This is a genomic window from Nonomuraea sp. NPDC049684 (assembly GCF_044465345.1).
Classification (GTDB): domain Bacteria; phylum Actinomycetota; class Actinomycetes; order Streptosporangiales; family Streptosporangiaceae; genus Nonomuraea.
The window spans coordinates 208,946-221,589 of sequence record NZ_JBITLO010000009.1 but is presented as its reverse complement, the minus strand read 5'-3'; the positions used below and the strand labels follow the sequence as shown (position 1 = coordinate 221,589).

Here is a 12,644-nt window from a genome sequence, read left to right as displayed (position 1 = left end):
CACCCGGCAGCCCAACGGGGAGGGGCCATGTGCCCGGCGGCCCTTCAAATACCGGCCCCCAACCCGGCGGCCCTGGTTTCCCGCCCTCCAGACCCTCAGGTCCCAGTGCCCCTCCCGGCGGCAGCCATGTCCCGGTCGCGGTGGGCGGCGCCGATGGTAACCCGCCTGGGGTGCGTTCGTCCGGGGAGGGCGTGTTCGGCGGCCTGTCGCAGGGGCCGCCGATGGACGATCATCCGCCGCCGCCGTCGCGGTTGCGTCCGCCGGGGTGGCGGCGGCCGGTGGTGCTGGCCAGCGTGGCGTTGGCGGGTGCGACGACGGCGCTGGTCTGGTGGGTGGCCGGGAGCCGCCCGTCCTCTCCGGCGGAGGCGGGCGGGAGTTCGAGCGGCGCGCCGTCGGCCGTCCAGCCGCAGACCTCGGACGAGGCGGCGGAGGACCCCGCGACCGGGGACGCCACCCCCGCCGACGACCCGGCCCCGAGCACGGACCCGACGGCGGCTGCGGCCGGGCAGGCCGGACAGGTGGACGAGCTGCTGTCCAGCAGCAGTTCCGCCCGTTCCAGCCTGTCGGCGGCGATCGCGGACGCGACCGGTTGCCGCCGGAGCGGCGTGACCACGATCGAGGACATCACCGCCGGCCGCCGCGACCAGCTCGCCGCCGCCCGGACGCTGGACGTGACGGCCCTGCCCGACGGCGCGGCGCTGAAGCAGACGCTCATCACCGCACTCGACGCCTCCTACGACGCCGACACCGCCTTCCTGTCCTGGGCCCGGCGGCATGTGGCGGGCGGCTGCACCGGCCCGGTCTCGGGCGACCGCGATTACCGGCGAGGTCTCAGCAGATCGGAGGCCGCGCAGACAGCGAAGGCAGAATTCGCGCAGGCGTGGCGGCCGATTGCGGAGACATATGGCCTGACAATATGGAAAGCCGACCAGATCTAGCCACATTGGCCCATAATTCAGCATAAGCTCCGAAATTCCGGGCGCCGATCGACGAGAGGCCGACGCAGACGACACGTCCCGCCAGGGGCTCCGGCGACACACGCCGCCGACGGCACGCCCGGCCCGGCAACACGTCCGGCAATACGTCCGGCAACACGTTCAGCAACACGTCCAGCGACACGTTCCGTCAGTGACACGAAGGAGTGCTGCGATGTTCCTGCCACGCCGTGTGTTCCGGCTGGCCGCGGGTGCGGCGGCCGGGTACCTGCTCGCCGTGCGCCCCTGGCACCTGCGCTGGGGCGCGACCGACAAAGAGGTGCACGAGGACCTGCCGGGTGACGACATCGTGCCGCTCCCCCAGCTCCAGGCCACCCGTGCCGTCACCGTGGACGCGCCGCCGCCGGTCGTGTGGGCCTGGGTGGTCCGGCTCGGCGGCTACCCGGGCCCCGGCCCCCGTACCAGCACCCGCCCCGGCCCCCGCCCCGACACCCGCCCTGGCGCCGGAGCCGACGCGTGGGCGGCAGCCGCGGGCGAGCCCCCGCAGCCCCCGCACGACCTCAATCCCGGCGACCTCAAGCCAGGCGACGTCATGGACGGCGGCGCCTTCGTCGTCGAGCGGATCGAGGCCCCGCACAGCCTCGTCCTGGCCGACCGCGGCGCCGACGCCACCACGACCTGCTCCATCGCGCTCCGCGACACCGGCGGCGGCACCCGGCTGATCTACCGGCTCCGGATGCGCGGCGAGCCCACCGTGCGCGGCGCCGCCCACGTCGCGATGACGGACGTCGGCGACTTCGTCGCGATGCGCAGGCAACTCCTCGCCGTCAAGACCGGCGCCGAGTCGGCAAGGTGAGCCACCGAGCCGAGCCGAGGGCGGGCCGAGCTGAGGCGGGACGGGCCGGGGTGAGGCGCGGGCCGGGGTGAGGCGCGGGCCGAGCTGAGGCGGGACGGGACGGGGTGAGCGGCGCTGGTTCGGGTCCTCCGCCGCTGCCTTAGGGTTCATGCTGTGGATCAACGGGGAGCGAGCGCGACGGCCGAACGCGCATCCGCCGGCAAGCGTCCCTCACCCCGGCGGCGCAGGCGCTGGTTCGCCTGGACGGTGGTCGCGCTGCTGGCGGCCTGGGCGGCGCTGCGGGTCGGCGGCCTGGAGACCGGCTCCATCCTCATCCAGCTCATGACGGTGACGCCGATCGGCGCGGGGCTGGCCGCGCTGACCGCGCTGCTGGCGGTGCTCAGGCGCAACCGCCCGGCGGGGCTGAGCGCGGCCGTCGTGGGCATGGTGTTCGTCGCGTGCCTGATCCCGAGGACGTCCGGGGTGGAGGCGGGCAAGGTGATCGACGGCGTCCCGCTGCGGGTGCTGTCGGTCAACCTGTTCGGACGGGCCGACGCCGAGACCGTGGTCCGCCTGGTGCGCACGTACGAGATCGAGGTTTTCAGCGCGCTGGAGCTGACCCCGGAGGCGGTCCGGCGGCTCGACCAGGCGGGGCTGCGCAAGCTGCTCCCGTACCGGGTGCTCCAGGCCGCGGACGGCGCGATCGGCAGCGGCCTGTTCGCCAAGCACCCGCTGCGGGCGCGGCGGGGGCTGTTCACCCCGATCGGCCACAACATGCCGGCCGCCACGCTGTCCCTGCCCTCGGGCGGCAAGGTCGAGGTCGTGGCCGTGCACCCCAACCCGCCGCTCGGCCGGATGGCGGCCGAGTGGGACGCCTCGCTCAAGGCGCTGCCGTCCCCGTCGCCGTCGGTGCTCAGGATCCTGGCCGGCGACTTCAACGCCAGTCTCGACCACCGCGCCTTCCGCGACCTGCTGGCCAGGGGCTACGTCGACGCGGCCGACCAGGTGGGCAAGGGGCTCGTCCCGACCTGGCCCAACGGCAGGGCGGTACCGCCGTTCATCACGATCGACCACGTGCTGGCCGACCGCCGGGTGGGCGTGGCCCGTACGGAGATCCTCGACGTGCCCGGCACCGACCACCGCGGCGTCTTCGCCGACCTGCGCCTGCCCGCCATCGGCTGACCCGCCGCTCCCTGACCGGTCACGGCTCCTGCCGCCCGTGCAGCTTTCTGAGGGACGCCCTGAGCAGCTTGCCGGCGCCGTTCCGCGGCAGGCCGGGGACGAGCTCCAGATACCTCGGGATCTTGAAGCGGGCCAGGCGGCCGTCCAGGTGGGCGAGCAGTTCCTCGGGCTCCGCGCTCGCGCCCGGCCGCAGCACGACCAGCGCCTTGCCGGTCTCCCCCCACTTCTCGTCCGGCACGCCGATCACCGCGCACTCGGCCACCGCCGGATGGGCGAGGAGCAGGTTCTCGATCTCGGCCGGGTAGACGTTCTCGCCGCCGGAGATGTACATGTCGCTGATCCGGTCGCGGATGCGGACGTACCCGTCCTCGTCGGCCACGCCGATGTCGCCCGACCTGAACCAGCCGTCGGCGGACAACACCTTGGCCGTCTCCTTCGGCCGCCGCCAGTAGCCGGGCATGACGTTGGGGCCCTGGACGTACACCTCGCCGGGCTCGCCGGGGGCGGCGGGCGAGCCGTCGGGGGCGACCAGCCGCACGTCGGAGAAGAAGCACGGCACCCCGGCCGAGCCGAGCCCGGCGTCCGGGTGCCCCGCCCCGAGGAAGAGCGCGCCCGGGGAGGTCTCGGTCATTCCGTACCCCTGGAGGAACGGCAGCCCGCGCTCCCGGTACGTCCTGATCAGCGGCTCGGGCACCGGCGCTCCCCCGCACAGCAGGTGCCGCAGGCTGGACAGGTCGGCCTGCGCCCAGCGCGGCGACCGCGCGAGGGCCGCGAACATCGACGGCACGCCGAACATCATCGTGACCCGCTCGGACTCGACCAGGTCGAACGTCCTGTCCACCCCGAACGACGGCTCCAGCAGCGCCCTGCCGCCCTTCAGCACGGTCGGCACGAGCGTCTGCGCCAGGGCCGCGATGTGGTAGAGCGGCGCGCTGACCAGCGTCACCTCGTCGTGCGCGAGGGGGACGTCGACCAGCAGGTTCACGGCGTTCCAGATGAGGTTGCCGTGGGTGAGCATCGCGCCCTTGGGGCGGCCGGTGGTGCCCGAGGTGTACATGATCAGGCAGATGTCGTCCTGGCTCACCGGCTCGTCCACGGGGTCGGCGGGGGCGCCGGCGATCAGCTCCTCGAAGGCGTCCTGGCCCAGGTGCCGGCCGGGCAGGCCGCCGCCGTCCTGGCCCGCGCCGAGGACGACGACGCGGGCGCCGGAGTCGTCCAGGAGGAAGCGCAGCTCGGGCGCGGCCAGCCGGGCGTTGAGCGGGACGAACACCGCGCCCAGCAGCCCGGCGGCGAAGAACGTCTCCACCAGGGACGGGTGGTTGGGCCCGAGATAGGCGATCCGGTCGCCGCGGCCCACGTCCAGGCCGGTCAGCCCGTGGGCCAGGCGGGTGACCCGGTCGTACAGGTCGCCGTAGGTGCGGTCGATTCCCCGGTAACCGACGGCGGGCCGGGCGGGCGTCATCCGCGCCCTGCGTGCCGGCCATGACCCAAGCCCCTGATTCCGCATCGGCACTCCTTGACGGTCAGGACTCAAGGTAGGTCACCAAGCGCTTGCTGTCACCGGAATGCCACACTTTCTCCCGTCCATCCACTCGCCTGCGGCCGAGAGGCCCGGCCGGCGGTTTCCGTGGGCGACGGCCCTTTCAGCGGCGGCACCCGCGCGTGACACTGGACGGCGTGTCCCCAGTCACGCGCGTCCCCGTGTTACGCGGCCGCGACGCGGAGGAGAACGTCCTGTCGCGGCTGCTCGACGACGCCCGGGCCGGCTCCGGCGGGGCGCTGCTGCTGACCGGCGCGGCGGGCATGGGCAAGACGGCGCTGCTCGACCTGGCCGCCGCGCGGGCCTCCGGGTTCCGGGTGCTGCGGGTGGCGGGGGTGGAGCCGGAGTCGCGGGTGCCGTACGCGGGGTTGCACGGCCTGCTGAGGCCGGTGTCCGCGGCCGTCGCGGCGCTGCCGGCCGTCCAGGCCCGCGCCCTGGCCGCGGCCCTGGAGTCCGGGACCTGCGGGGCGGGGCTCGCGCTGCCCGCCGCCGTGCTCGGGCTGCTGTCGGCGGTCGCCGCCGAGCGTCCCGTGCTGGCCTGCGTGGACGACGCCGACCGGCTGGACGCGGCCAGCCTGGACGCGCTCTCGTTCGTGGCCCGCCGCCTGTCCTGCGAGCCGATCGCCCTGCTCTTCACCACCAGACCTCCGGCGCCCACCCCGTACCGCGAGCGCGGGCCCGACGGCGAGCCGGTCCAGGAGGGGTTCGACGGCGGCGCGACGTGGCGGCTCGACGGCGTGCCCGTCCGGGAGCTGCGCGGGCTCGACGGGCCGGCGGTGCGGGAGCTGGCCGCGGACCTGGCGCCCGGCGGGCTCGCCGAGGACCTGCCGGCCGCGCTCGACCAGATCGCCTGCGGCAATCCGCTGGCGCTGCGCGAGCTGATCGGCGCGCTCACCCCCGACCAGCGGGCCGGGCTCGCGGCGCCGCCCGCCGTCCTGCCTCCCGGTGGGCGGTTGTGGCGCGAGCACACGGACGTGCTGGCCCGGCTGCCCGCGCGGACGCGCCGGCTGTCGCTGCTGATCGCCGCCGATCCGGCCCTGGACGTGGCGACCCTGGCCAGGGCGGCGAGCCCGGCGTGCGCGTTGTCCGTGCTCGAACCGGCCGAACGGGCGGGCGTCCTGCGGGCCGAGGGGGACGCGTTCGCGTTCCGGGAGCCCGCGATGCGGGCGGTCGCCTACCACGCGGCGTCGCTGGCCGAGCGCCGCCGCGCCCACCGCGTCCTCGCCGCCCTGCTCACCCCGCCCCGGCCCCAGCCCTCGGACGCCGCCGGCGCGCCCGGCTCGGAGGAGGGCAGCCCGGACGGGGAGCGCGCGGGCGGCTGGGAGAGGCTGCGGCGGGCGTGGCACCGGGCCTGGGCGGGGGACGGCGGCGAGGAGGCCGGGGACGAGCTGGCGCGGGCGGCGCTGGCCGTGCGGTGGGCCGCCGGGAGCTCCGAGCCGGGCCTCGCCCCGGAGCGTCGTGCCGGGTTCCCCGAGCCCTACCTGGCGCTGGAGCGCGCCGCCGAGCTGACCGCCGATCCCGCGGTCGAGGCCGGACGGCTGGCCGCCGCCGCCAGGCACGCCTGGGTGTCGGGACGTCCCCTGGCCGCGCGCTCCCTGCTGGCCCGGCTGCGGTCGCCCGGCGCGCCCGAGGAGCTGCGCGGCCACGTCCAGCTCCTGCGCGGCAGCCTGGAGCTGCTGGGCGGCGAGACCGGCAGCGCCCGCGAGGAGCTGCTGGCGGCGGCCCGGCGGTTGCTGGACAGCCACCGCGTGCTCGGCGTGCGCGCGCTGGTCCGCGCGGCGGACGCCAGCTACCGGGCGGGCGACAACCGGGCGTTCATCGCGATCGCCCGGCAGGCGGCGGCGCTGCGGCGGCCGGACGAGCCGGCGACGGCCCAGCTCATGTTCGAGTACCTGGCGGGCATGGCCCACACCTTCAGCGGCCTGCACCAGGAGGCGGCCGGGCCGTTGCGGCGGGTGCTGGAGCTGGCCGGGTCGGTACGCGACCCGGCCGTCCTCACGTGGGCCTGCGTGGCGGGCATGCTGCTGGGCGAGGACGCGGTGGCCCACCGGCTGTCGGCGCGGGCCGTGGAGGAGGCCCGGCTGCGCGGGGCCGCGTCGGCGGTGCCGCAGCTCCTGGAGTTCACGATCTACCCCGACGTCTGGATGGGCCGGTACGCCTCCGTCGCCGCGACCGCCGCGAAGGGCCTGCGGCTGGCCCGCGAGACCGGCCAGCACAACACCGCGGCCCAGCACCTGGCCTGGCTGGCGGTCAGCGCCGCCGTCGAGGGCGACCAGGAGACGTGCCGGATCCGCGCCGACGCCGCCATCGAGCTGGCCGACGCCCACGAGCTGGGCCTGGCCGGCGCGGTCGGCAACTGGGCGCTGGCCTGCCTCGACCTGGCCGCGGGCCGCGTGGCCGACGCCGCCGGCCGGCTGCGGGCCGAGCGGCGCAACCGCCACGTCGTCATCAAGGTCATGTCCACCCCGCACTACATCGAGGCGGCCGCCCGCACCGGCGACCGCGAGCGGGCCGCGGCGGCCCTGCGGGTGCTCGAACGCTGGGTCGGCAGCACGCGCAGCCCCGCCCTGCGGGCGCTGGTCTCGCGCTGCCGGGCGCTGCTGTCGGTGCGTCCCGGCGAGGCCGAGGAGCTGTTCCTGGACGCCCTGCGCCTGCACGGCCAGGGCGTCAACGCGTTCGAGGCGGCCCGTACGCACCTGCTGCTGGGCAGCGCGCTGCGGCGCGACCGGCGGCCCGGCGCGGCCAGGAACCACCTGCACGCGGCGCTGGAGACGTTCGAGCGGCACGGCGCGCGCCTGTGGACCGAGCAGGCCAGGGCCGAGCTGCGGGCCTCCGGCGAGCCGGTCCGGCCGGCCGCGGACGCGACGGTGTCGCAGCTCACCGCCCAGCAGGCGCAGATCGCCCGCATGGTGGCCGCGGGCGCCACCAACAAGGAGGTCGCCGAGCAGCTCTTCCTCAGCAGGCGCACGGTCGAGCACCATCTCAGGAACATCTTCAGCAAGCTCGGCATCCGCTCGCGGGTGGAGCTGGTCAGGTTCATGTCCTGAGCGATGCCGCCGGAAGGACCCAGGTGAACCGCGCGCCCCGGTGACCGCCGGCGATCTCGGGGTGAGCGCCTGAACCGGGCGGCGCGCGGCACGAGACCGGTGATTTCACCGATGCACGGCTGACCGCGCGTCCCGACAATGGCGACAGACAGCAGTCATTCCCCGATGAGCAGGGAGTTCGACGACGTGCAGCTCTCCACCCCCCACTTCGGCGCGCGAACGTTCACCAAGCTCGCCCTGGCCGTCACGCTGCTCGCCGGCGGCGTCGCGGCGGCGCCGGCCGCCCACGCGGCCGGCCCGTACGAGCGCGGCCCCGACCCGACCAGCGCGATCCTGGAAGCCGCCCGCGGCCCGTTCGCGACCGCCGAGCTCGGCGTCTCGCGGCTGAGCGTCTCCGGCTTCGGCGGCGGGACGGTCTACTACCCGACCGACACCAGCCAGGGCACCTTCGGCGCGATCGCCATCTCGCCCGGCTACACGGCGACCTGGTCCAGCCTCGCCTGGCTGGGGCCGCGGCTCGCCTCGCACGGGTTCGTGGTGATCGGCATCGACACCATCACAATCTACGACCAACCGGCCAGCCGCGGCCGTCAGCTCCTGGCCGCCCTGGACTACCTGACCTCGGGCAGCCCGTCGGCCGTGCGGAGCAGGATCGACGCCTCCCGGCTCGCGGTGGCCGGTCACTCCATGGGCGGCGGCGGCACGCTGGAGGCCGCCGACGCGCGCCCGTCGCTCCAGGCGGCGGTGCCGCTGGCGCCGTGGAACCTCACCAAGAGCTGGTCGGGCCTCCGGGTGCCGACGATGATCATCGGCGGTGAGGCCGACACGATCGCGCCGGTGGCGACCCACTCGGAGCTGTTCTACCAGTCGATCCCGTCTCCGGTGGAGAAGGCGTACCTGGAGCTGAACGGCGCCACGCACTTCTTCCCGCAGGTCACCAACACCACGATGGCCAAGTCGATGGTGGCCTGGCTGAAGCGGTTCGTCGACGACGACACCCGCTACGACCAGTTCCTGTGCCCCGCCCCGCGCGGGACCGCGATCGAGGAGTACCGCGACACCTGCCCGATCACCTGACGGGTGCGGCTCCGGAGCCGGTGACGCCCGCCGTCACCGGCTTCCAGCCGGCCGGCGGGTCCTCGCCCACCCGGCCGTCGACGGCCTCGCGGAGGAGGTCGGCGTGGCCGGTGTGGCGGCCGTACTCCTCGATGAGGTCGCACAGCAGGCGGCGCAGGCTGGCGTGCCGGCCGTCGGGCCAGGACAGGTGGACGAGCCGCGCCGGGCCGCCGTCGGCCAGCGCCGCGCCGATCCGGGCGCGTGAGCGCTCGACCGCGGCGTCCCACAGGGCGTAGAGGTCGGCGGGGCTGTCGTGCGCGGCGGAGGTGAACGGCCAGTCGGGGCCGTCCCAGCCGGCCGACTCCCAGGGCTCGCCGAGCGGGGCGCCGGTCAGCCTGACGGTGGACAGGTGGTCTTCGACCAGGGCTCCCAGGGGGTGTCGCTGTCGGTCATGCGGTCCACCGTAGAACCCGCCACCGACAAGACCGACAGCCGCCGTGCTGCCGCGCCCGTCGCCGCCGGTCAGCGGAAGGCGGCGGCGTTGCGCTCGGCCCAGGCGGCGAACGGGCGGGCGGGGCGGCCGAGGACGCGCTCGACGTCCGGGCTGACGCTCCGCTCGTCGGCAGTGGGCTCGCCCAGGATGGCGAGCGTGCCCTCCACCACCGGCAGCGGCATGACCTGCGCCATCTGGGCGTGGGCGGCCTCGCGGGTCTGGTCGGCGAAGCGCACCGGCTCGCCCAGCGCCGCCGAGATGGCCGCCGCCCGCTCCCGCGGGGTGGTGGCCTCGGGGCCGGTCAGCACGTACGTCGCCCCGTCGTGCCCGTCCTCGCGCAGGACGGCGGCCGCCACGGCGGCGACGTCGGCGGGGTCGACGAAGGGCAGGCCGACGTCGCCGAAGGGGGCCTCGGCGGTGCGGTGCAGGCGTACGGGCTCGGCCCAGGCGTAGGCGTTGGAGGCCATGCCGCCCGAACGCAGGACCGTCCAGGCCAGGCCCGACCCGCGGACGGCCTCCTCGAACCGGACGGCGTGCGGGTAGGCCCCCGGCCGCGTCCCGGCGCCCTGGCTGGACAGCAGGACGACCCTGCGCACGCCCGCCTCCCCGGCCGCCGCGACCACGCCCTCCGGATCCTCCCCCGCCACCAGCAGGAACAGCGCCTCCGCCCCCGCCAGGGCCGGACGCAGGCTCTCGGCGTCGCCCAGGTCGGCGGCGACGGCCCGGACGCCCGGCGGCACCTCGGCCTGCGTGACGCGGCGGGCGACGGCGGTGACCGGCAGGCCCTCCTCGGCCAGCAGGCCGACCAGCGCGCGGCCGACGTTCCCGGTGGCACCCGTGACGACGAACATGATGGTTCTCCTCGGTCATTAGTTAGTTGCCTGACTGAGAAGAACCGTAGCACAGAAACTGAGTCAGGCAACTAACTTGGTCGGCGCGAGGTGTGAACCCCGCGCACGCCGGGGACATCTGGGCAAATGGGGACGGCGTACGCCGCGACGGCACTGGCCGGGCAAGGATGGGCCCAGCTCGGCGAACTGGGCCTGGCCCTGCTGCTGTCGGCCGCCATCGGGCTCGAACGCGAGATCCGCCAGAAGAGCGCCGGCCTGCGCACCCACACGCTGGTCGGCTTCGCCTCGGCCCTGATCATGCTGGTGTCCAAGTACGGCTTCGCCGACGTCCTGGGCGAGCACGTCACGCTGGACCCCTCCCGGGTGGCCGCGCAGATCGTGTCGGGCATCGGGTTCATCGGCGGCGGCCTGATCTTCGTCCGCCGGGACGCGGTGCGCGGCCTGACCACCGCCGCGGTGGTCTGGCTGACCTGCGCGGTCGGCATGGCCGCCGGGGCCGGGCTGTGGCTGCTGGCGGTCGCCGTCACCGCCGGCCACTTCCTGGTGCTGTTCGCCTTCACCCCGCTCAGCGCCCGGCTGCCCCGCTCGAAGTACGCCCAGTCGCGCCTGCACCTGACCTACCTCGACCGCCACGGCGCGCTGCGGCGGGTGCTGGCGCTGTGCAGCGACAGGGGCTTCGTCATCGCCGAGCTCACCCTCGAACGCGACCAGCCGCCCAAGGACCGGGAGTCGATCTCGATCTGGCTCGTCGTCCAGGGCGCGGGGCCGGTCGAGGTGCTGATCACCGAGCTGCTGGAGATCGACGGCGTGCTCGGCGTCTCCAGCGTCGACCTCGACGTCACCACGCCCTGACGCCGGCGGGGGCCGCACAACCGTTCAAGACCGCAGCCCGTCGCTGCCGCTACAACGGTGGCGGCGGGACACGGAGAGCGGGAGGGCGGATGGCCGTGACGGGATTCATCGGACTGGGGATCATGGGCCGGCCCATGGCGCTCAACCTGGTGCGGGCGGGCACGCCGGTCGTGGTCTGGAACCGTACGGCCGCCGGGTGCGAGCCGCTGCGGGCGGCCGGCGCGCACGTGGCGGCGAGCCCGGAGGAGGTGTTCGCGCGGGCCGGGGTCGTGCTGCTCATGCTGGCCGACGAGGCCGCCGTGGACGCGGTGCTCGGGCGCGGCACGCCGCGCTTCGCGTCCATGGTGGCCGGGCGGATCGTGGTGCACATGGGCACGACGTCCCCGGCGTGGTCGGCGGACCTGGGCGCGGCGGTGCGGGCGGCCGGCGGCGACTACGTCGAGGCGCCCGTGTCGGGCTCGCGCGGCCCGGCCGAGGCCGGGCGGCTGGTGGCGATGCTGGCCGGCGAGCCCGCGGCGGTCGAGCGGGTACGCCCCCTGCTCGCGCCGATGTGCGCGGGGACGATCGCGTGCGGCCCGGTGCCCGGCGGCCTGCTGATGAAGCTGGCGGTCAACATCTTCCTGATCACCATGGTCAGCGGCCTGGCCGAGGCCGCGCACTTCGCCGCCCGGCACGGCCTGGACCTGGACAGGTTCGCCCAGGTGCTCGACTCGGGCCCGATGGCCAGCGACGTGTCGCGCGGGAAGGTCCGCAAGCTGCTGGACGGCGACCTCGCCGCCCAGGCGGCCATCGCCGACGTGCTGAAGAACAACCGGCTCATCGCCGGGGCGGCGCGGGCGTCGGGCGTGGCCTCGCCGCTGATCGACGTCTGCCACGCGCTGTTCGCCGAGACCCTGGCGCTCGGGCACGGCACGCTCGACATGGTGGCCGTGATCCGCGCGATCGAGGCCAGGACCGACGGCCGCCGGGCGAGCGCCGCCGTGGACGCGCCGGGCGTCAGGTGAGGGCCGCGGTCCATTCGCCGGGGGTGAGCCCGTAGGCGCGCTTGAACATGCGGGTCAGGTGGCTCTGGTCGGCGAAACCCGCCCGCAGCGCGGCCTCCCGCAGCGGCAGGCCGCCGCGCATCGCCCGCCGGGCCACGTCCAGTTGGCGCATCGTCCGGTACCGGGTCGGGCTGGTGCCGAAGGCGGCGCGGAACTGGCGGGCGATCGTCCAGCGGTCGAGGCCCGAGACGCGTTCGAACTCGGCCACCGGGTGCCGGGTCGCGGGGTCGGCGGCGATGAGCTCGCGCACCCGTGCCAGCGCCTCGACCGCGAGGGGGTCGCGCCGCCGCCGGACGGGGACGTCGGCGTGGCGCTCCAGGGCCGCCGCGACCAGCAGCGCGACCTCCAGCCGGGCCAGCTCCTCCAGGGGCTCGTCCAGGTGCCGCAGCCAGGCGAGCAGCGCCGGCGACATCCCCTCCGGCCGCACGACCGGGTCTGCGACGAACGGCAGCGGCCGGCCGCCCAGCGCCTCCTGGATCAGGTAGGGGTCGACGTAGAAGATCCGGTAGCCGAAGCCCGCGTCGGTGCCCGCGGCCCCGTCGTGCAGCTCGTCGGGGTGCAGGACGTGCCACTCCCCCGGCAGACATCGCCGCAGCTCGCCGCGGTAGCGGAAGGTCTGCACGCCGGCGAGCGTGACGCCGATCGCGTACGTGTCGTGGCGGTGGGGCGCGAACGCCTCGCCGACGAGCAAGGCCGCCAGCCGCTCGATGCCCTCGGCGGCCGGGCCGAAGCGCAACCGGTGCCCCGGCCGCCCCGCCCCGCCGCGGACAGGTCGTGTCTCCACCACCCCAGTGTCGGCCATCGGGCCGC

At 75.5% G+C, this 12,644-nt stretch carries 12 protein-coding genes; 7 read left to right on the top strand and 5 right to left on the bottom strand.

All coding sequences use genetic code 11. From position 1 onward, the window contains the following. Positions 1 to 229: 229 nt before the first annotated feature. Positions 230 to 613 carry a hypothetical protein gene (locus ACIBST_RS27670; RefSeq protein ID WP_397175774.1) on the bottom strand — a complete coding sequence of 128 codons (384 nt, stop codon included), beginning with the start codon at positions 611 to 613 and terminating at the stop codon, positions 230 to 232. On the opposite strand from ACIBST_RS27670, the gene ACIBST_RS27665 reads away from it, so the two are divergent. The 3 genes from ACIBST_RS27665 (at position 606) to ACIBST_RS27655 (ending at position 2,952) form a co-directional block, all read left to right on the top strand. Beyond that, positions 606 to 938, top strand: coding sequence for a hypothetical protein (locus tag ACIBST_RS27665; protein WP_397175773.1), 333 nt, complete (start codon positions 606 to 608; stop codon positions 936 to 938). The genes ACIBST_RS27670 and ACIBST_RS27665 overlap by 8 nt on opposite strands. Before the next feature lie 211 nt (positions 939 to 1,149). Then, positions 1,150 to 1,791: a hypothetical protein gene (locus ACIBST_RS27660; RefSeq protein ID WP_397175771.1), complete on the top strand. Its 642-nt coding sequence runs from the start codon at positions 1,150 to 1,152 to the stop codon at positions 1,789 to 1,791. Between the two features lie 153 nt (positions 1,792 to 1,944). Further along, the gene (locus ACIBST_RS27655) at positions 1,945 to 2,952 is read left to right on the top strand and encodes an endonuclease/exonuclease/phosphatase family protein (RefSeq protein ID WP_397175770.1); all 1,008 of its coding nucleotides are present in this window, start codon (positions 1,945 to 1,947) and stop codon (positions 2,950 to 2,952) included. 19 nt (positions 2,953 to 2,971) lie between these two features. Here the strand turns inward: ACIBST_RS27655 and ACIBST_RS27650 are convergent, their stop codons facing one another. After that, positions 2,972 to 4,414 (bottom strand): long-chain fatty acid--CoA ligase, encoded by a 1,443-nt coding sequence (locus tag ACIBST_RS27650; RefSeq protein ID WP_397175769.1) that lies wholly within the window; start codon positions 4,412 to 4,414, stop codon positions 2,972 to 2,974. Between the two features lie 215 nt (positions 4,415 to 4,629). Here ACIBST_RS27650 and ACIBST_RS27645 point away from each other — a divergent pair, with 215 nt between their 5' ends. Further along, complete coding sequence (locus ACIBST_RS27645; protein WP_397175767.1) at positions 4,630 to 7,539, top strand: LuxR C-terminal-related transcriptional regulator; 2,910 nt, start codon at positions 4,630 to 4,632, stop codon at positions 7,537 to 7,539. A 165-nt stretch (positions 7,540 to 7,704) separates the two neighbouring features. After that, on the top strand, positions 7,705 to 8,616 hold the full coding sequence (locus tag ACIBST_RS27640; RefSeq protein ID WP_397175765.1) for an alpha/beta hydrolase family protein: 912 nt from the start codon (positions 7,705 to 7,707) through the stop codon (positions 8,614 to 8,616). On the opposite strand, the gene ACIBST_RS27635 is transcribed toward ACIBST_RS27640, so the two are convergent. Both ACIBST_RS27635 and ACIBST_RS27630 read right to left on the bottom strand, forming a co-directional pair. Then, positions 8,609 to 8,989 (bottom strand): DUF664 domain-containing protein, encoded by a 381-nt coding sequence (locus tag ACIBST_RS27635; protein WP_397176063.1) that lies wholly within the window; start codon positions 8,987 to 8,989, stop codon positions 8,609 to 8,611. The two genes, ACIBST_RS27640 and ACIBST_RS27635, sit on opposite strands and share 8 nt — an antisense overlap. Positions 8,990 to 9,117: 128 nt before the next feature. Beyond that, positions 9,118 to 9,939 carry an NAD(P)H-binding protein gene (locus tag ACIBST_RS27630; protein ID WP_397175763.1) on the bottom strand — a complete coding sequence of 274 codons (822 nt, stop codon included), beginning with the start codon at positions 9,937 to 9,939 and terminating at the stop codon, positions 9,118 to 9,120. A 126-nt stretch (positions 9,940 to 10,065) separates the two neighbouring features. Between ACIBST_RS27630 and ACIBST_RS27625 the strand changes: the two genes are divergently transcribed. Beyond that, a complete protein-coding gene (locus ACIBST_RS27625) occupies positions 10,066 to 10,791 on the top strand; it encodes an MgtC/SapB family protein (protein WP_397175761.1) in 726 nt (241 codons plus the stop codon). 89 nt (positions 10,792 to 10,880) lie between these two features. Beyond that, the gene (locus tag ACIBST_RS27620; protein ID WP_397175759.1) at positions 10,881 to 11,795 is read left to right on the top strand and encodes an NAD(P)-dependent oxidoreductase; all 915 of its coding nucleotides are present in this window, start codon (positions 10,881 to 10,883) and stop codon (positions 11,793 to 11,795) included. Here ACIBST_RS27620 and ACIBST_RS27615 read toward each other — a convergent pair. Next, positions 11,788 to 12,618 (bottom strand): AraC family transcriptional regulator, encoded by an 831-nt coding sequence (locus ACIBST_RS27615; RefSeq protein WP_397175757.1) that lies wholly within the window; start codon positions 12,616 to 12,618, stop codon positions 11,788 to 11,790. The two genes, ACIBST_RS27620 and ACIBST_RS27615, sit on opposite strands and share 8 nt — an antisense overlap. Positions 12,619 to 12,644 lie beyond the last annotated feature (26 nt).

Excerpts from the sequence above, each read along its gene's own strand:
- ACIBST_RS27660 (WP_397175771.1), top strand. The coding sequence starts at position 1,150 with ATGTTCCTGCCACGCCGTGTGTTCCGGCTGGCCGCGGGTGCGGCGGCC.
- ACIBST_RS27650 (WP_397175769.1), bottom strand. The coding sequence starts at position 4,414 with ATGACGCCCGCCCGGCCCGCCGTCGGTTACCGGGGAATCGACCGCACC.
- ACIBST_RS27640 (WP_397175765.1), top strand. The coding sequence starts at position 7,705 with ATGAGCAGGGAGTTCGACGACGTGCAGCTCTCCACCCCCCACTTCGGC.
- ACIBST_RS27630 (WP_397175763.1), bottom strand. The coding sequence starts at position 9,939 with ATGTTCGTCGTCACGGGTGCCACCGGGAACGTCGGCCGCGCGCTGGTC.
- ACIBST_RS27625 (WP_397175761.1), top strand. The coding sequence starts at position 10,066 with ATGGGGACGGCGTACGCCGCGACGGCACTGGCCGGGCAAGGATGGGCC.
- ACIBST_RS27620 (WP_397175759.1), top strand. The coding sequence starts at position 10,881 with ATGGCCGTGACGGGATTCATCGGACTGGGGATCATGGGCCGGCCCATG.